The sequence below is a fragment of the Micromonospora sp. NPDC048935 genome, assembly GCF_043197875.1.
Classification (GTDB): domain Bacteria; phylum Actinomycetota; class Actinomycetes; order Mycobacteriales; family Micromonosporaceae; genus Micromonospora.
The window spans coordinates 401554-419783 of sequence record NZ_JBICTZ010000003.1; the positions used below are offsets into that span (position 1 = coordinate 401554).

13 protein-coding genes are annotated in these 18230 nt (G+C 73.2%); 4 read left to right on the forward strand and 9 right to left on the reverse strand.

What is annotated here, in order from left to right; translation table 11 throughout:
* Entirely contained in the window at positions 1 to 429 is a 429-nt protein-coding gene (locus ACGFIW_RS12520) for an RrF2 family transcriptional regulator (protein ID WP_393313666.1), read from the forward strand.
* A 106-nt stretch (positions 430 to 535) separates the two neighbouring features.
* On the opposite strand, the gene ACGFIW_RS12525 is transcribed toward ACGFIW_RS12520, so the two are convergent.
* The 7 genes from ACGFIW_RS12525 to ACGFIW_RS12555 form a co-directional block, all read right to left on the reverse strand.
* Positions 536 to 736 (reverse strand): hypothetical protein, encoded by a 201-nt coding sequence (locus ACGFIW_RS12525; RefSeq protein ID WP_393313669.1) that lies wholly within the window; start codon positions 734 to 736, stop codon positions 536 to 538.
* Positions 737 to 1129: 393 nt separating this feature from the next.
* The gene (locus tag ACGFIW_RS12530) at positions 1130 to 2443 is read right to left on the reverse strand and encodes a DEAD/DEAH box helicase (protein WP_393313671.1); all 1314 of its coding nucleotides are present in this window, start codon (positions 2441 to 2443) and stop codon (positions 1130 to 1132) included.
* Positions 2444 to 2665: 222 nt separating this feature from the next.
* Complete coding sequence (locus ACGFIW_RS12535; protein WP_007464836.1) at positions 2666 to 2869, reverse strand: cold-shock protein; 204 nt, start codon at positions 2867 to 2869, stop codon at positions 2666 to 2668.
* Positions 2870 to 3095: 226 nt separating this feature from the next.
* Entirely contained in the window at positions 3096 to 6515 is a 3420-nt protein-coding gene (locus ACGFIW_RS12540) for an ATP-dependent helicase (RefSeq protein ID WP_393313674.1), read from the reverse strand.
* Between the two features lie 9 nt (positions 6516 to 6524).
* Positions 6525 to 10037 carry an ATP-dependent helicase gene (locus ACGFIW_RS12545; RefSeq protein ID WP_393313677.1) on the reverse strand — a complete coding sequence of 1171 codons (3513 nt, stop codon included), beginning with the start codon at positions 10035 to 10037 and terminating at the stop codon, positions 6525 to 6527.
* A 149-nt stretch (positions 10038 to 10186) separates the two neighbouring features.
* Positions 10187 to 10732 (reverse strand): TIGR00730 family Rossman fold protein, encoded by a 546-nt coding sequence (locus ACGFIW_RS12550; RefSeq protein ID WP_393313680.1) that lies wholly within the window; start codon positions 10730 to 10732, stop codon positions 10187 to 10189.
* The gene (locus ACGFIW_RS12555) at positions 10732 to 11595 is read right to left on the reverse strand and encodes a TIGR00730 family Rossman fold protein (protein WP_393313690.1); all 864 of its coding nucleotides are present in this window, start codon (positions 11593 to 11595) and stop codon (positions 10732 to 10734) included. Before ACGFIW_RS12555 ends, ACGFIW_RS12550 begins: the two co-directional genes overlap by 1 nt.
* Before the next feature lie 153 nt (positions 11596 to 11748).
* On the opposite strand from ACGFIW_RS12555, the gene ACGFIW_RS12560 reads away from it, so the two are divergent.
* Positions 11749 to 11925, forward strand: a complete 177-nt coding sequence (locus ACGFIW_RS12560; protein WP_393313693.1) for a hypothetical protein — start codon at positions 11749 to 11751, stop codon at positions 11923 to 11925.
* A gap of 59 nt (positions 11926 to 11984) precedes the next feature.
* Here ACGFIW_RS12560 and dapE read toward each other — a convergent pair whose 3' ends face one another.
* Positions 11985 to 13058: a succinyl-diaminopimelate desuccinylase gene (gene dapE, locus ACGFIW_RS12565; RefSeq protein ID WP_393313696.1), complete on the reverse strand. Its 1074-nt coding sequence runs from the start codon at positions 13056 to 13058 to the stop codon at positions 11985 to 11987.
* Between the two features lie 78 nt (positions 13059 to 13136).
* Here dapE and dapD point away from each other — a divergent pair, with 78 nt between their 5' ends.
* A complete protein-coding gene (gene dapD, locus ACGFIW_RS12570; RefSeq protein WP_357558129.1) occupies positions 13137 to 14096 on the forward strand; it encodes a 2,3,4,5-tetrahydropyridine-2,6-dicarboxylate N-succinyltransferase in 960 nt (319 codons plus the stop codon).
* A gap of 51 nt (positions 14097 to 14147) precedes the next feature.
* Here dapD and ACGFIW_RS12575 read toward each other — a convergent pair whose 3' ends face one another.
* Positions 14148 to 17480, reverse strand: coding sequence for a S8 family serine peptidase (locus tag ACGFIW_RS12575; RefSeq protein ID WP_393314061.1), 3333 nt, complete (start codon positions 17478 to 17480; stop codon positions 14148 to 14150).
* Between the two features lie 160 nt (positions 17481 to 17640).
* Here ACGFIW_RS12575 and ACGFIW_RS12580 point away from each other — a divergent pair, with 160 nt between their 5' ends.
* Positions 17641 to 18198, forward strand: a complete 558-nt coding sequence (locus ACGFIW_RS12580) for a sugar O-acetyltransferase (protein WP_393313699.1) — start codon at positions 17641 to 17643, stop codon at positions 18196 to 18198.
* Positions 18199 to 18230: the final 32 nt, after the last annotated feature.

Here is an 18230-nt window from a genome sequence, read left to right on the forward strand (position 1 = left end):
GTGTACGTCTCCGCGCGCAGCGACTACGCGCTCCGGGCGATGCTCGCCGTCGCCGCCGGTGGCGGCGGCGAGTTGGTCAAGGCGGCCAGCCTCGCCGAGGTGCAGGACATCCCGCTCAGCTTCCTCCAGGGCATCCTGCTCGACCTGCGCCGAGCGGGTCTGCTGCACAGTCATCGTGGCGCTGACGGCGGTTACGAGCTGACCCGCCCGGCCGACGAGATCACCGTCGGGGATGTGTTGCGCGCGGTCGGCGGTTCGCTCACCACGGTGCGCGGCCTGCCGGCCGAGCGCGCCGGCTACCACGGAGTGGCCGCGGGGTTGACCGACGTCTGGCTGGCGGTGCACGGGGCGATCGCCACGGTGGTCGACAGCACCACCCTGGCCAACCTGCTCACCCGTCACTCGACGGATCACGCCCGCACCACCTGAGCGGCGGAGGCGATGTGGTCGGGTCGGCGCCCCGCCGACCCGACCACATCTCGTACCGATCCTGACCGGGCCTGCCCCCACCGGCACCGGTCGGCCGGCCCACCGCTCAGCCCACGTGCGCGACCACCGGGACGGAGCCCGAGTCGTCAGGGCCGTGCAGCTCCACCAGGCCGGCGGGAGCGTTGCCCGCCAGCGTGGCATGCCAGGGTGCGAAGGCCGCAACCATGGCGAGCAACAGACCGACGAGCGCGACCGCGACCACCAGGATCAGCTCGCGCAGTGCGCCCGAGCCGGCTTCGCCCGCCATGGCCACCCCTCCCGTGTCGGGCCCCCCGCCCGACGTCCCCCGCTGGCCAGCTTCGACGACGGACAGCCGGTGCACAATCGGCCAGCCGACCCAGCCGAGGCTGATTACCGACTGAGCGGTTCGGTCGGCCAATCGACCGAGTGGTCTGGCCAACCAGGAGGAGTGGACACCCCGCTCGCCCCCCTTTGCTCTGCACCTGCGGATGCGACGGCTACGGCCCGTGACCGGCGCCTATTCGGGTGCAGAGCAAAGGCGGTCAGGAGGGGTTGGTGGGCCGCACCCGGTCCGACCCCGCGTGCGCCTGCCGCCACGCCACTCGCCGCAGACAGACCGACCCGCCACGCCGAAGCGGGACGGGTCGGTCTGTCGAAGCGCAGAAGAGATCAGAAGAGATCAGACGGTCCGCGGGCGGCGCGGGCGGCGCGACCGACCCGACGCGCGGTGGGCCGGGCGGGCGGCCCCGTCGGCGACCGCTGCGCCACCGGTGCGGACCCGACCTGCGGGCGCCGGCGGAGCGACGATGGTCACCGGCACACCGGACGGCTCACGGGCACCGGTGACCCGGGCCAACGACCCGTCACCGGGGCGCACCTGCACCGACTCGGGCCGGATACCGGCAACCGCCATCAGCCGCGACACGTCCCGGCGCTGCTCGGGCAGGACCAGGGTGACCACGGAACCGGACTCGCCGGCCCGCGCGGTCCGGCCGCCCCGGTGCAGGTAGTCCTTCGCCTCGGTCGGCGGGTCCACGTTGACCACCATGTCCAGGCCGTCGACGTGGATGCCCCGGGCCGCCACGTCGGTGGCCACCAGAGCGGTCACCTGGCCGTTGCGGAACTGCTCCAGGATGCGGGTGCGCTGCGGCTGGGACTTGCCACCGTGCAGCGCGGCCGCGCGTACACCCTTGGCGAGCAACTGCCGGGCGAGCCGGTCGGCGCGGTGCTTGGTGCCCATGAACAGGATGGTGCGGCCCTCGCGGGCGGCGATCCGGGTCAGCGCGTCGGGCTTGTCGACGGCGTCGACGTGCAGCACGTGGTGGGTCATCGCGGTGACCGTGGCGGTGCCCGGGTCGACCGAGTGGGTGACCGGGTTGCTCAGGAAGCGGCGGACCAGCCGGTCCACGCCGCCGTCCAGAGTGGCGGAGAAGAGCATCCGCTGCCCCTGCGGCGCGACCTGCTCCAGCAGCTTGGTGACCTGCGGCAGGAAGCCCATGTCGGCCATCTGGTCGGCCTCGTCCAGGACGGTGATCTCGACCTGGTCCAGCCGGGCGTCACCCCGGTTGATCAGGTCGTGCAGCCGGCCGGGGGTGGCGACGACCACCTCGGCGCCGGCCCGCAGCGCGTCCGCCTGCCGCTGCAACGACAACCCGCCGACGACTGTGGCGCAGCGCAGCCCGACAGCACGGGCGTACGGGGACAGTGCGGTGGTGACCTGCTGGGCCAGCTCACGGGTCGGCACCAGCACCAGGGCCAGCGGGCGACCCGGCCGGGCCTTACGGCCGGCGGTGCGGGACAGCAGCGGAAGCCCGAAGGCGAGCGTCTTGCCGGAACCGGTACGACCCCGGCCCAGGACGTCCCGGCCGGCGAGCGAGTCGGGCAGCGTCGCCGTCTGGATCGGGAACGGCTCGGTGATGCCCTGCGCGGTCAGCGCGGTGAGCAGCGCCGGCGCCAGACCGGTATGGGCGAAAGACGGAATAACTGTGGTCACGCAGGAGCCTTCCTCGACGCGGCACGTGTCGAGGGAGGGCGCCGAAGTCGGCGCTGTCACCGGCGGCACAGGGCAGCCAGGACTCACAAGCACGAACCGATTGGAGTACGGGCCGGCCCGCCGCCGGGCCGCCGCCCACGTGTGCAGGCGGCGGCGAGGCGGGCCGGTCCCGTCACCGTCACACCCGGAGGGTGCGACAGGTAATGCTGACCGATCCGAAGATCAGAGCGGGCGGATGTTCTCCGCCTGCGGGCCCTTCTGGCCCTGGGTCACCTCGAACTCGACCCGCTGGTTCTCGTCCAGGCTCCGGTAGCCGGAGGACTGGATCGCCGAGAAGTGGGCGAAGACGTCAGCGCCGCCGCCGTCCGGGGTGATGAAGCCGAAGCCCTTGTCAGCGTTGAACCACTTCACGGTGCCAATAGCCATGTGTTTCGTCTCCTTGACGGAACGTCGGACACGCACTTGTTGCGTGCCCGAAGAGGAGCGCTCCGCGCGGGGATGCGCGAATCGCCTGTCGCTTCTGGTCGCCCCGCCCGGAGAACTCCGGACACAACAAAGAGCGCCTGGGGCCACAATCCCGCCAGGCGCACACAGAGTCTCTGGTAACCAAAACTGCAACCCGGTCAACCTATCATGGTTTTCCCGCGAGCGGTCAATGTTGGACGGAATCTTCGGGCAACTGGGCGATCATGGCGGTGAGCCCCGTCACGTCCAGCAGGTCAGCGGGCCGAACCGTCACCCCGTGCCGGACGTAGTGGAACGCCGCGCCCACCAGGTCCACCGGCACGCCGGCCAGCTCCGCCCAGGCCAACCGGTACACCGCCAACTGCACGGCGGCCACCTCCGCCGCCGGCCCGGCGGGCTGCGCACCGGTCTTCCAGTCGACCACGTCGAACCGTCCTCCCGGGCGGGCGAACACCGCGTCCATCCGCCCCCGCACCACGACGCCGCCGATCACCGTGGCGAACGGCACCTCCACCTCCACCGGTGCCCGGTCGGCCCACTCGCTGGCCAGGAACCGCTCCTGAAGCTCGACCAGCGCCTCGTCGGGCGCGGCATCCGCGTCTGCCGCACCGGGCAGCTCGTCCAGATCCAGCAGGCGGTCAGCGCCGAAGCGCTGCTCCAGCCAGGCGTGGAAGGCGGTGCCTCGGCGGGCGTACGGGTTGGGCTCGGCCGGCACCGGGCGGCGCAGCGTACGGGCCAGCGCCGCCGGGTCGCGCCGCAACGCCACCAGCTGGGTAACGCTCAACTGCCCGGGCAGGGCCACCTCGACGGCACCGGAGAGTCGGGTCAGCTCGGCCCGCTCGGCCAGCAACAGATCCGCCTCGCGCTGCCAGCGCGCCACCTCCGGATCCCCCTCCGGCTCCACCGATCCCACCGGCCCGGCGACTGCCGATCCCACCGGCCCGACAGCCAGCGGCCCGACAGCCACCGCCGTCGGGCCGTCAGCCATCAGGCGGCGCACCAGCCCGGCCGCCTCGGCCAACTCCGGTCGGCGGCCACCCAGTGGGTCGGCCGGCCACTCCGCGCGGAGCACCACCTCGGCCGTGGGGTTCGTGGCGTCCGGGGTGGGCTCCGGCGCCCACGCGTCGATCAGGTGCCCCGGCCCACCGTCGAGGCAGGCGTCGTACACCTCACGCAGGAAGACCGACGGACCACGCGGCCGCTTCGTGCCCTCCCCCCACCAGTAGCCGGAGCACAGCAGCAGCCGGCGCGGCCGGGTGACCGCCACGTACGTCAGCCGGCGTTCCTCCCGCTCGTCGTGGGCCCGCCAGGCGTCGGTGAAGTCGGTCACCGCCCGGGCCACCGCCCGCTGGTCGGCCGCCTCGTCGAGTGCCAACTCGGGCAACCCGTCGGCGTCGCCCCGCAGCGGGAACGGCAGCACCCCCAACCCGCCCAACCAGTGATCGGAGTTGCGCACCGGCCCCGGCCACGACCCACGGCACAGGCCGGCCACCGCCACCACGTCCCACTCCAGACCCTTGGCGGCGTGTGCGGTGACCACCTGCACCGCGCCCTCCACCACCTCGACCTCGCCCGGTGCCAGACCGCGCTCCTCGTCCTCGGCGGCGGCCAGGTAGGACAGGAACCCGGACAGCGTCGCGCCCGGCGTCTCCCCACTGAAGCGGGCCGCCACGTCACCCAGGGCGTCCAGGTGCCCGCGGGCCAGGCCGGCGTCGCCGGCGCCGTCGCGGCCGGCCCGCACCGCGACCTCCACGTCCAGGCCGATGGTCCGCTCGATGTCCGCGATCAGGTCCGGCAGCGCCTGGTCCAGCCGGTACCGCAACAGCGCCAACTCCATGCCGTACGCGCGCAGCCGCGCGAAGCCCTCCGCCGAGTACGCCTGCGCCGGGCCGAGATCGGCAAGCGCCTCCACCAGGGTCGCCTCGTCCAGCAGGTCGGGGCTGATCTCCGCGGCCTCGTCGGCGGCCACCTGACGGCGGGCGTTGGCGATGGCTCGGGCCCGCCGGTGCAACGCCACCAGGTCACGCGGGCCGATCCGCCAGCGGGCGCCGGTGAGCAGCCGCAGCAGCGCCGCCCCGTCGGTCGGGTCGGCGAGCACCCGCAGCGTGCAGACCACGTCGCGTACCTCGGGGGTGTCCAACAGGCCGCCGAGCCCCACCACCTCGACCGGGAGGCCGCGCTCGCGCAGCGCGGACTCGATCGCCGGAATCTGACTGCGAACCCGGACCAACACGGCGGTGGTCGGACGCTGCGCCACCGGGATGTGCTCGGGGGCCGCGCCCGGCATCCGGGCCGCCCCACGCCAGGCGGCCAGCACGCTGTCGGCGATCCAGTCCGCCTCGTCTGCGTACGTGGGCAGCAGCGCGCAGTGCACCGTGCCGCCGGCCGCACCGCCGGGGCTGCGGTGCGGGATCGGGTCCCGGACGGTCAGCGCCGAGCGCAGCTCCGGCACCCGGGCGCCGGCCGCCCGCAACGGAGTCGACAGTGCGTTCGCCACCCGGAGGATCTCCGGACGGTTGCGCCAGCTCGTGGTGAGCCCCAGCGCCGGGGCCGGCTCACCGTCGGCGCGGGCGAACTCGGTGGGGAACCGGTCCAGGGTGCCGGCGCTGGCCCCCCGCCAGCCGTAGATCGACTGGCACGGGTCGCCCACCGCGGTCACCGGGTGCCCCCCGCCGAACAGGGCGTTGAGCAGCACCACCTGGGCGTGGCTGGTGTCCTGGTATTCGTCGAGCAGCACCGCCCGGAAGCGGCCCCGCTCGATCTCGCCGACCCCCGGGTGGTCACGGGCCACCCGGGCCGCCCGCGCGAGCTGGTCGGCGAAGTCCATCGCCTCGAAGTCCAGCTTGCGCCGGGCGTACGCGCGCACCAGCGGCAGCAGCCGCAGCCGGGTCTGTTGCAGGGTGAGGGCCTTGCGCACGTCGGCGTACACCCGGCCCGGCCGGGACTGCACCTCGGCGAAGAACCGGCCGGTCCAGGCCGCCAGCTGGTCCGGTGCGACCAGGTGCTCGTCCAGCTCACCGGCGAGCGCCAGCACCGCGTCGGTGATGGTGCTCGGCATCCGGTCCACCTCGGACATGTCGCCGTCGTAGTTGCGCACCAGCAGGTCGACCAACTGCCAGCGGGACGCCTCGGTGAGCAGCCGGGTCGACGGCTCGTAGCCGGACCGCAGCCCGTGCTCGGTGACGATCCGCCCCGCGTAGGAGTGGTACGTGGAGACTGTGGGCTCACCGGCGAGCGGATCGTCCAGTGGATCCCGGCCCTGCCGGCCGAGTCGGCGGATCAGCTGGTCGAGCCGGGTACGGACCCGGTGGGCCAACTCGCCGGCCGCCTTACGGGTGAAGGTCAGCCCGAGGATCTGCTCCGGGCGCACGTACGAGTTGGCCACCAGCCAGACCACCCGCGCGGCCATCGTCTCGGTCTTGCCCGACCCGGCTCCCGCGACCACCAGCAGCGGCTCCACCGGGGCGGCGATGATCGCGGCCTGCTCCCGGGTGGGCGCCGGCAACCGCAGCAGCTTGGCCAACTCCACGGGCGTGTACCGGGGGCCGGAGTCCGCCAGCCGGGGCGCCGGCGTCGGGCCCGCGCCGAACAGGGTGGGCTGGCTCACGGTGCCTTCTCACTCCTCGCCCTCACGGGTGCGCCGGACGGTCGGCGGCTCGACGACCTGACGCCCCTGCCCGGAGACCGGGCAGCTGGTGCGGACCGGGCAGACCCGGCACTTCGAGTTGGCCACCGCGGCGAACGTGGCGGCTGCCATCGTATCGGCGGTGCGCCGGACCAGCGCGGTCGCCCAGCCGGCCGCCGGGCCCTCACCTGCCGCCGGCTGGTTCTGCTCGCGGGCATCCTTCGCGGAGGTGCCGAGCTGCACCAGCGCCGCACCGCCGGACTCGTCGCCAAACTCGGCGAACGCCCCCGCCTCCACCGCCGCCTGGTACGCGCCGAGCTGCGGATGCTCGGCCAGCTCGCTGCCGGTGACGGCGGTGGACTTGCCGGTCTTCAGGTCGATCACCACGAGCCGGCCAGCCTCGTCGACCTCCAGCCGGTCGACCCGGCCGGTCAGGTCGACGGGCCGGTGCGGGTCGTCCAGGCGGACCGCGAACTCGTGCTCGATGGCGAGCAACCGACGCGGGTTGGTGGCCAGCCAGCGCAGCAGCTTGTCGACCATCGCCTCGGCGCGGTCCCGCTCCGGGCCGGCCATCCAGCGGGCGGCCAGCTCGATCGCGTCGAACCGGGCCGCCACGTAGTCGAGCAGGGCACCCCGGTCGGCGCTGGCGTCCTCGGCGAGCATCGCGGCGGCGTGCACCAGGTTGCCCACCCCCTGCGCCGTGCTGGTCGGGCCGCTGCCGCCGTGCCGTTCCAGCAACCACCGCAGGCTGCACCGCAGTGCGCTCTCCATGCCCGACGGGGTGACCCGCACCGGATCCCCGTCGTCGACGAGCGGCCGGTCGTCGGAGAGCGCGCGCAACCCCCACCAGTCGTCCGGGTGCGCACCGGGCACCCCGGCGGCGGCGAGCCGGGCCAACTCGGCCGCCGCCGCGCGCCGCCGGGCCGCCGGAGCGGCCGGGTCGGTGATGGCGGTACGCAGTTCGGCCACCAACGCCGGCAGGGTGAGCGCCCGAGGCGGACGCGTCACCGGCAGTGCCCCGGGACGATCCGGCTCCTCGTCATCACCGGTCCCGCCCGGTGGTGCGGTCGGTGCGACCGGCCCGGCACCCGGCGGGGTGGGCGGTGCGACCGGCCCGGCACCCGGCGGGGTGGGCGGCCGGGTCGGGCCCAGCTCGTGCAGGAACCGGCTCGGCTGCTCCTCGTGGTCGTCACCGCCGACGGCGGCCGAGGCCACGGCGCTGACCAGCAGCCGATGCCGGGCCCGGCTGATCGCGACGTGGAAGAGCCGGCGCTCCTCGTCCAGCAACGCCGAGGTCTGCCCCACCACGTTCGCCCTGGTGGCACCGTCGACAGACCGACCGGCCAGCACGTCGACCAGCCGCTCGGAGCCAAGCAGACTGCCCCGCAGTCGCAGGTCCGGCCAGATGCCCTCCTGCACGCCGGCCACCGCGACCAGGTCCCATTCCAGGCCCTTCGCGGCGTGTGCGGTGAGCAGGCGTACCGCCGCGCCCCGGTCGGCGGTCGGTGCGATGGTGTCGGCAGGCAGATCCTGGGCGAGCACGTGGTCGAGGAAGACCTCGGTGCGGGCGCCGGGCAGCCGGTCGGTGAACCGGGCCGCCGCGTCGAAGAGCACGAGCACGGCATCGAGGTCGCGGTCGGCCGCCTCGGCCCGCCGCCGCCGGGCCAGGTCCCCCTCGCCGGCCGCCGGCCGCCCCTGGTTGATCGCACCCGCCCAGCGCTCGGCGAGCCCGCTGGCGTTCCACACGGCCCAGAGCACGTCCTCGGCGGTCGAGCCCGGCCTGCCGGCGGCCTCCCGGGCAATGGCCAGCAGACCGGCCACCGCCTGCGCCGGCTCGGCCCAGCGGCGCTCGATGTCGGCCAGTTCCTCCGGGTCGCGCAGGGCCTCGACGATCAGCTCACCCGACGGGCGTCGGTCACCGCCGGCCAGCGCGAGGGCGCGTAGGCCCTGCCGCAGCCGCCGCTCGGCCAGCGGGTCGGCCCCGCCGAGCGGCGAGTGCAGCAGCGCGACCGCCGCCTCCTCGTCCAGCTTTTCCGGCTCCAGTGCGCAGCGCAGCAGGAGCAGCAGCGGCGCGACCGCCGGTTGCAGGTGCAGGGGCAGGTCCTCGCCGTGCACCACGGTGGGGACGCCGGCAGCGTGCAGCGCCCGTCGCAGGGTGGGCAGTTGCAGGGCGGTGGACCGCACCAGCACCGCCATCCGCGACCAGGGCACACCGTCGAGCAGGTGGGCCGAGCGCAGCGCGTGGGCCAACCAGGCGGCCTCACTTGTCGCCGAGCGGAACGTGTGCACCTCGACCGTCCCGGGCGGCGCGTCCGGCAGGGGGTGCAGCCGACGGTGCGCGGCCGGGCCACGTAGTCGGCGGCCCAGCCGGGCGATCGCCGCGAGCAGACCCGGCCCGGCCCGGTACGACGTGGTCAGCAGCACCTGCGCGGCCGGCGCGCCGGACGCGGTCCGGAAGCGGTGCGCGAACGTGGTCACCCCGGCCGGGTCGGCGCCGCGGAAGGCGTACGTGGAGGAGTCCGGGTCGGCGAACGCGACGAGCGACTTGCCTCCGCCCGCGATCACCGAGAGCAGCTCCAGTTGGGCGGGGTCGGTGTCGGCCAACTCGTCGATGTACACGTGGGCGAGCCGACGGCGCTCGGCGGCCAGCAACTCCTCGTCGTCGCGCAGCAGCCCGGTGGCCGCCCGGACCAGCTCCGCCGGGTCGTACGCGATGGACCCCCGGTTGCTGACGTCGCGCAGCGCGAGCACGGCGACGTACTCCCGAAGGAAGCGGGCGGCGGCCGGCCAGTCGGCGCGGCCGAGCCTCTCACCCAGCCGGGCCAGCTCGACCGGGCCCACGCCGCGCTCGGCGGCGCGCATGAGCAGGTCGCGCAGCTGGCCGGCGAAGGCGCGCGTCCGCAGAGCCGGGCGCAGGTCGGTCGGCCAACCGACCGGGTCGTCCTCGGGCTCCTCGCCCACCACGTCCAACAGCTCGCGGATGATCAGATCCTGCTCGGGGCCGGTCAGCAGGCGGGGCGAGGGCTCGCCTCGTTCGGCGGCGGCGCGGCGCAGCAGACCGAAGGCGTACGCCGGGAACGTGCGCACCAGCGGCTCGCGCAGCACCCGGTGGCCGTCCTGCGCGACCCGGGCCTCGATGCGCTGGCGCAGGGCGGCGGCCCCGCGACGGCCGAAGGTCAGCACCAGGATCCGTTCCGGGTCGACCCCCTCGGTCACCCGGGCGGCGACCGCCTCGACCAGGGTGCTGGTCTTGCCGGTGCCCGGCCCACCGAGCACGAGCATCGGCCCGTCGGTGTGCCCGACCACCTCGGCCTGCACCGCGTCGACCCGCCAACCGGTGCCGCCGACCGTCAGCTCGGACCCGGCCCCGCGATCGGGCCCGGCCGACGCGCCGACACCGCCCCCGGACGTGCCGCCGCTGGCGGGCACGGAAGCGCCGTCAGGCGTCGCCCCGTCCCCCCGCGCCGGCCCCCCGGGCCGCCGCACCAACCGGTACGCCTGCATCAGCTCATCCCATCAGACCCATACGACACCCACCCGATCCCCCACTCCACCCCATCCACCTTTGTCGATCATGAGGTTGGCGGCGCGACACGCCGACAGCGGCACCACCAACTCCATGATCAACGCAGGCGACCAGGGGGTGGGGTGGGTCAGGTCAGGTGGGACTCCAGGGCGTCCAGGGCTTCGGGGACTGTGGTGGTCACCTGTAGGAGGTCGCGGCCGGCGGTCTTGAGGAAGGTCTGGTCGGCCAGCCCGTCCAGCCAGTCCAGCAGGGGGCGGTAGAAGCCGTCGGTGTCGATCAGCACCATCGGCTTGGTGTGCAGGGCAAGGGTCGCGGTGGTCCAGACCTCGAACAGCTCGTCCAGGGTGCCCAGCCCGCCGGGCAGGGTGAGGAACGCGTCCGACTTGTCGATCATCAGGGTCTTGCGGCTGGCCATCGAGTCGGTCACCAGCAGTTCGTCCGAGGCCAGGTCGGCGACCTCCAGATCGACGAGCGACTGTGGGATCACCCCCAGGGTGCGCCCGCCAGCGGAGCGGGCGCCGTCCGCCAGCGCGCCCATCATGCCGACGCAGCCGCCGCCGCTGACCAGCGTGTGACCGCGTCGGGCCAGCTCCACGCCGGTCTCGGTGGCCAGGTCCAACCAGCGCTGGTCAAGCGTGCGGGAGGAGGCGCAGAAGACGCAGATCGCGGCCATCAGTTGTCCCGTGGCTGGTCGGCGGCCCGCGCGGCGGCGGCCTGCTGGTCCGCGCCGGTACGCGCGACGGCCTCGTCGCGGACCGCCTCCTGCTCGACGGAGAGCGCGGCCTCCGCCTCGACGATGTACCGGACCGCGGCGTCGATGTCGTCGGTGAGACAGATCAGGTCCAGGTCGACCGGCCCGATCTTGCCGTCGGCGGCCATCGTGTCGCGCATCCAGTCGAGCAGGCCCTGCCAGTAGGCGACCCCCATCAGCACCACCGGGAACCGGGTGACCTTGCCGGTCTGCACCAGGGTGAGCGCCTCGAACAGCTCGTCCATGGTGCCGAACCCACCGGGCAGCACGACGAACGCCTGCGCGTACTTGACGAACATCGTCTTGCGGGCGAAGAAGTAGCGGAAGTCGATGGCCAGATCGACCCACTCGTTGAGGCCCTGCTCGAACGGAAGCTCGATGCCGAGCCCGACGGAGAGCCCACCGGCCTCACTGGCGCCGCGGTTGGCGGCCTCCATCACCCCCGGCCCACCCCCGGTGATCACCGCGTAGCCGGCCCGGGCGAGCGCGCCGCCCAGTTGCTCGGCCAGCCGGCACTCGGCGCTGTCCGGGCCGCTGCGTGCGGAGCCGAACACGCTGACCGCCGGCGGCAGGTCGGCGAGGGTGTCGAAACCCTCGACGAACTCGGAGAGGATGCGCAGCGCGCGCCAGGCGTCCTTGGTCTTCCAGTCGCCGCGCCCACGCGAATCCAGCAACCGCTGGTCGGCGGTGCTGCTCGGGATCGACCCTCGGCGCAGCGTGACCGCGCCCCGGTGTCGCTCCTGCCCTGGACCGCGACCGGCCTCCCGCCCGTTGCTCTGGCTCATGGGGCAACCGTAGTGGAGCGGCACCGCGCAGGTGTGCGGGGCGGGGACGCCGAGAAATAGTTCGGGATCATGGGCAACTATTCCGCTTCCCCGTACGTCTTACTATTCACATACCGGGTATGCCCGGCGCGCGCCTTCGGGGGAGGAGACAGCGTGATCAGTAACAGCGAGATGATCCGGATCCGTCGCCAGATGCAGCGACGGATCCGAGACGTGGTGGCTGAACGCCGCCGCAGCAGAGCGCAGGACCCGGCTCTCGTCTCCCCCGCAGCCTCCACCCCCTCGGGAGCTGATCAAGAGGTTTACGTCGCCGACAACGGGCCCGGCTGACGCAAACCTCTTGATCACCGGGGCGACATCGGCCGGCGGGACGCCGGCCGGGGTCGGGGTCAGGCCGGGGCCAGCCAGCGGTGCAGGGTTGCCGCGCCGTCGCGGATCTTGCTGATCTCGACGTGCTCGTCCCTGTGGTGGGCGAGGTTGGGGTCGCCCGGGCCGAAGTTCAGCGCGGGGATGCCCATGGCCGCGAACCGGGCCACGTCCGTCCAGCCCAGCTTGCCGATCGGCGCCGCGCCCACCGCCGCCAGGAACTCCTGCGCCGGAGCCGCCTGTAGCCCCGGGGCCGCACCGGCCATCGCGTCGGTCACCGCCAGGTCGAAGCCGGCGAACACCTCCCGCAGGTGCGCCTCCGCGGCCGCCGGGTCGCGATCCGGCGCGTACCGGTAGTTGACCTCGATCTCGCAGCGATCGGGGATCACGTTGCCGGCGACCCCACCGATGATCCGTACCGCGTTCATGCCCTCGCGGTAGTCGCAGCCCTCGATGGTGACCCGGCGCGCCTCGTACGTCTGGAGACGCCGCAGCACCTCGGTGGCGGCGTGGATGGCGTTCACGCCGTGCCAGGAGCGCGCCGCGTGTGCCCGCTCCCCCGTGGTCGTCACGATGGCCCGCATGGTGCCCTGACAGCCCGCCTCGACGATGCCGTACGTCGGCTCCAGCAGCACCGCGAAGTCCGCCTCCAGCCACTCCGGGTACGCCTGGCCCACCAGGTTGAGCCCGTTGTACCGCGACTCGATCTCCTCGGCCTCGTAGAAGAAGTACGTCACGTCGTAGCGCGGCTCGGGCAGCGTGACCGCCAGGTGCAGCGCGTACGCGGTGCCGGACTTCATGTCGGAGGTGCCGCAGCCGTACATCAGGTCGCCGCGCATGGTCGACGGGAAGTTGTTGTTCAGTGGCACCGTGTCGAGGTGCCCGGCCAACACGACGCGCTGCGACCGACCGAGGTCGGTACGCGCCATCACGGTGTTGCCGTGCCGGTGGGTGGTCAGGTGCGGTACGCCCCGCAGCACCTCCTCGACACAGTCGGCGATCACCTTCTCGTTCAGGGATACGGACTCTATGTCGACCAGAGCGCGGGTCAGCTGCACCGGATCTGCGAGGACCTCGGGGGTCAGCGGGTTCTCCATGCTTCGCACGGTACCTTCAGGTCTGTCCGCGCGAGGAGTGAGCTGAGGCCGGCCCGGCCGCGACCGAGAGGTGTAACAGTGACGTCCGCAGATTCCGCCTGGGGCATTGGCCTGGCCACGGTCACGGCAGATGAGCAGGTGCTCGACACCTGGTACCCGACCGGCAAGCTGGGCCTGGGTGAGCTGCCACTTGTCGCCGGGGAGGACAAGTCGGACGTGCTCGACCTGCCGCCGGCCGCGCTCGGCGAACGGGCACTGCCCGGTCTGCGTACCGTCCAGGTGGTCACCGTGATCGGCTCGCTCGACGACCCGATCAAGGACGCCCCAGACGCGTACCTCCGGTTGCACCTGCTCTCGCACCGCCTGGTGCGACCCAACCAGCTCAACCTCGACGGCATCTTCGGCAAGCTGGCCAACGTGGCCTGGACGTCCGCCGGGCCGTGCCCACCGGAGCGGGTGGACGAGCTGCGGGTGATCGAGCGTGCGGCCGGCCGCCACCTGGCGGTGTACGGGGTGGACAAGTTCCCCCGGATGACCGACTACGTGGTGCCCTCCGGGGTGCGGATCGCCGACGCGGACCGGGTCCGCCTGGGCGCCCACCTGGCCGCCGGCACCACGGTGATGCACGAGGGTTTCGTGAACTTCAACGCCGGCACCGTCGGCACCTCGATGGTCGAGGGGCGGATCGTGCAGGGTGTGCTGGTCGGCGACGGCTCCGACATCGGCGGCGGGGCCTCCATCATGGGCACCCTCTCCGGTGGCGGCACCGACCGGGTCAGCATCGGCGAGCGCAGCCTGGTCGGGGCGAACGCCGGCGTCGGGATCTCGCTCGGTGACGACTGTGTGGTCGAGGCAGGCTGCTACATCACCGCCGCGTCGAAGATCACTCTCCCGGACGGCCGGGTGGTCAAGGGCCGGGAGTTGTCCGGCGTCGACGGCCTGCTGTTCTGGCGCAACTCGGTGACCGGCGCGCTGGAGGCCCGGCCACGCACCGGCCGGGGCATCGAGCTGAACGCCGCCCTGCACGCCAACGACTGACGAACCCGCCGGGTCCGCGGCACTCGGCCGCGGACCCGGACGGGGTACGCCTCAGCTCAACCGGTACGCCTGGATGATCTTCTGCGTCACCGTGTTACCCGCGGTGTCCCGGGCGGTGGCCCGCAGCGACACGTGGCCGGTGCCGGCCGGATGCCGCAACTTCGCCGACCAGCCGTTGGCGGAGGTCCGGACCAGCTTCGCCTTGCCCCAGGTCTTCCCGCCGTCGTAGGAGACGTCGACAGCGATCTTCTCCACCCGGGCCGCCGGCGCGCCGGGCTGCCGCTGCACCCGCACCGGGACGACGAAGTCCCGACCGGCCGGCGCGCTGTTGTCGACCCGCAACGGCGGCGCGAAACGCACCACCGACAGGGGCAGCCGGGCCGGCGTGTCACCGGCGACGTGCCGCGACCGGAAGGCCCAGCTGGATTCGACCTCGGTGCTCAGGTCGGTGAAGCTTCGCTTCGACGACGTGACGAGCCGGTAGTTCGCCGCGCCCGGCGGCACGGCGAACTCCCCGTAGCCGCCGTACTCGCTCTCGCCGACCAGCTTGCCGTTGCGCCGGAGCGTGGTTGTCTCACTGTCGCTCAACGAGCCGCCCGGGTGCCCGGCCGCGTCGCTGAACAGCGGCACGTCTACCACGATGGTGTCACCCACCCGGGTGACGCTCTGGTGCGGCCACCTCGGGTTCGGGAACGACGGTCCGTACGGCGCCTGGTTCCAGGTCTCCGTCACCGTCCGTCCGGCCCGGTACGCGGTGGGGGTGGAGAAGAGCGCGGCATTCGCGTCCAACCAGCCGTCCTCGTCCCGCGTTCCGAAGTAGAGCTCGGACTCCCACTTCACGTTCTTGGTGTTGTAGTACTCGACCCGCTGGCCGGGCACGGTGGTGCGCAGGCCCAGGGCGGCACCGCCGACGTTGTACTCCAGCACGGGGTACACGACCCGATCGGCCTCGGTGCCCGGGTCACCGCCGCGGAACTGATGCACGACGGTGGCCAGGTCCTGTCGGGCGTAGTCGCGGACGAACCCGGTGGGCATGCGGCCCGGGATCGCTTCGGCAAGCGCGTACAGGTACGGGCTGTCGGCCGTGTCCGGCTTGATCCACTGGCTGCTGACGGTGGCGACGAACCGGTCGGCGGAGACCGACTTGCCGATGTGACCGCTGGCCAGGTCGGCGAACGTGTCACCCCAGAGCCCGATGGTGTACCCGCTGCCGTCGTCGGCCGTGAAGTTGCCGCTGACGTCGATCAGCTCCGGGACCGCCGTCCGGTCCGGAATGGTGGTGCGTACCGCCTTGGCCTGGCGCGCGTCCACGACGATCCGGGTGTCCCGTTCCACGGTCAGCAGGGGCTGCGTCAACAGGGACATCCCGCGTGGCCCGTCCTCCGGGCCGGGCTCGTAGACGAGGCCGCTCAGGCCGTAGTGCCCCTTGGGCAGCCGCACGGTGGCCACCCCGTCCGAGCTGACGAGGTCCCACGAGCCGAAGGTGTCCATCCCGACCAGGATGGTCCAGTGGTCCGGGGTGCGGGCGCCGGCGCGGTTCAGGTGCTCCACGGTGAGCGTGTAGCTCTCCACCTCCCGGTGCACGGCCAGCGGGGTGACCGCGACCGCCGTACCGGAGCGGGCCACGATCCGCCCGGTCCAGTAGCCGTCGGCGTCCCCGACCCGGGTGTCCGCGGTGACGGTCGTGGCGGCGGTGCCGCCCGCCGGCACGGTGAGTTGGTTGGCGCCCAGGACGAACAGGCCGGCCGGCAGCGCACGACCCCCGGGGCCGGCGCCCTCGACGCTCAGGTCCACGGTGACCGGGGCCGGACCGTCGTTTCGCCAGGTCACCGTGCGGGTGATCGGGGCGTCGTCGGCGTGCGGCCAGAGCGCACGCCCGAACGAGACGCTCACCGGGTCGTTGGTGATCTGCTGGGTGATCGCGTGCGCGACGTCGACCCGCCCGGCGCCCTGCTGGTAGGCGGTCTGGTCCGGATGCGGCTTGGCGGCGGCCATCAGGGTGGCCTTGAGCCGGTCGGCCCGCCATCCCGGGTGCTGCTGGGCAAGCAGCGCGGCCGACCCGGCCACGTGCGGAGTTGCCATCGAGGTGCCGGAGATCGTGACGTAGCGGTCCCCCACCGGTTCGCCGATGACACCGTTGGCGGACCGCGCGGCGACGATGTCGACGCCGGGCGCGGTGATGTCCGGCTTCAGCGCGTCGTCGCCGACCCGGGGCCCCCGGCTGGAGAAGTCGGCCAGTTCGTCGTCGCGGTCCACCGCGCCCACGGCGAGCCCTGCGTCGGCGGAGGCCGGGGAGCCGACCGAACCGTCTGCGCCGTCGTTGCCGGCGGCGAGGACGAACAGCGTGCCGGTCTGCGCCGTCAGGGTCTGCACCGCCTCCTCCAGCGGGTCGACCTCCGGGGTGTCCCAGCCACCGAGGCTCATGTTGATCACGGCGGCCTTCTTCTCCACGGCAGCCCACTGCATGCCGGCGAGGATCGCCGAGTCGGGGCAGCCCCGGTCCTCACAGACCTTGCCGTCCAGCAGCGTCGCGTCGGGTGCGACGCCCCGGTACTTGCCGCCGGAGGCCGCGCCGGTGCCCGCGATGGTCGAGGCCACGTGGGTGCCGTGACCAACCGTGTCCCGGGCGTCGGCGGCCTCGGTGAAGTTGCGTGCCTCGGCCACCCTGCCGGCCAGGTCCGGGTGGGTCGCGTCGACGCCGGTGTCCAGCACCGCGACGGACACTCCCTTGCCGGTGAACCCGGCCGCCCAGGCGGCGGGCGCGCCGATCTGCGGAACGCTGTGGTCGAGGGTCACCGTGCGGCGGCCGTCCAACCAGATCCGCTCGACGCCCCCCGCCGCGTCGAGGCGGGCTCCAGCGGGGCCGGTGGCGACAGTCGCCCAGACCGCGCCGAGGGCGGACTTGTCGGTGGCCAGGGCGGCGCCGTGAATCACCGGCAGGTCGCGGGTCACCCGCGTGCCGGGCAGAGCGGCCGGGGCACGCCGGGCGGTGCCGGTCGAGCCGTACGACACCAGCAGCGGCAGATTGTCGCGGCGGGCGTCGTCGTAACCGGCGGCGATCAGGCCGGTCACGTCGAACAGTCGCCGGTCGACCCGGCCGGCGTGGATCAGCGGCAGGGCGTCCTCCGGCAGCACGGTGAGGTGACCGCGCTCGCGACTGGTGAGGAAGCGCACATGCGCACGGTCGGGGCCGGGACGGACGGCGGCGGACCCGGACGCGGAGACGGTGACCCGGTCACCGGTGAGCAGGGTGACCGTCTTCGGGGTGGCGGTGCCGGTCGCGGTACGCGGGGCGGCGTCGGGGGAGGTGGTGGGTGGGCTGGCCATCGCGCTGGCCGGCGTGCCCAGTACGAGGGCTGCGACGGCGGTGACGGCGATGGTCATTCTGCTGCGTCGATGCAACGGATCCTCCTCGTTGGAGCGTCTGTAACTGTGAGACGTGCATAGACCGCCGTCAGTATTGCATACCCGGTATGCAAAAAAGGGGTCGAAAATATGACGGACCTGCCAACCCACGGCAGGGTCGACCGGCATCATCGACCGGGTGACCTCCATGAAGGACCGAATGCTCGCCGGTGAGCCCTACCTGGCCGACGACCCCGAGATCATCGCCGACCTGGACCGGGCCGCCCAGCTGATGGAACGCTTCAACACCAGCCCCGCGGCGGATCCGCGGGCGCGGCTGGGGGCGCTGCGTGAACTCCTCGGCGAGTTGGGCGACGACACCTGGATCCGCCCGCCGTTCTACTGCGACTACGGCTGGCAGATCCGGATCGGGCCCCGCAGCTTCGTCAACTACCACGCGGTCTTCCTCGACGTCGCCCCGATCACCATCGGTGCCGACGTCCAGATCGGACCGAACGTGCAACTACTCACCCCGACCCACCCCGTGGAGCCCGGGCCGCGCCGCGAAAAGTGGGAGGCCGCCAAACCGATCACCCTCGACGACAACGTCTGGCTCGGCGGCGGCGCCATCGTGCTGGCCGGGGTGTCGATCGGCGCCAACACCGTCGTCGGCGCGGGTGCGGTGGTGACCCGGGACCTGCCCGCAAACGTGGTCGCCGTCGGCAACCCCGCCCGGCCGGTCCGCGAACTGGACTGACCACGCCACGCCCGTCCGGGCAGTTGGCGGCC

What these genes read in the sequence shown, in the direction of transcription:
- ACGFIW_RS12555 (WP_393313690.1), bottom strand. Translation starts at nt 11,595, where the DNA reads ATGAGCCAGAGCAACGGGCGGGAGGCCGGTCGCGGTCCAGGGCAGGAG.
- dapE (WP_393313696.1), bottom strand. Translation starts at nt 13,058, where the DNA reads ATGGAGAACCCGCTGACCCCCGAGGTCCTCGCAGATCCGGTGCAGCTG.
- ACGFIW_RS12535 (WP_007464836.1), bottom strand. Translation starts at nt 2,869, where the DNA reads ATGGCTATTGGCACCGTGAAGTGGTTCAACGCTGACAAGGGCTTCGGC.
- ACGFIW_RS12575 (WP_393314061.1), bottom strand. Translation starts at nt 17,480, where the DNA reads ATGACCATCGCCGTCACCGCCGTCGCAGCCCTCGTACTGGGCACGCCG.
- ACGFIW_RS12545 (WP_393313677.1), bottom strand. Translation starts at nt 10,037, where the DNA reads ATGCAGGCGTACCGGTTGGTGCGGCGGCCCGGGGGGCCGGCGCGGGGG.
- ACGFIW_RS12525 (WP_393313669.1), bottom strand. Translation starts at nt 736, where the DNA reads ATGGCGGGCGAAGCCGGCTCGGGCGCACTGCGCGAGCTGATCCTGGTG.
- ACGFIW_RS12550 (WP_393313680.1), bottom strand. Translation starts at nt 10,732, where the DNA reads ATGGCCGCGATCTGCGTCTTCTGCGCCTCCTCCCGCACGCTTGACCAG.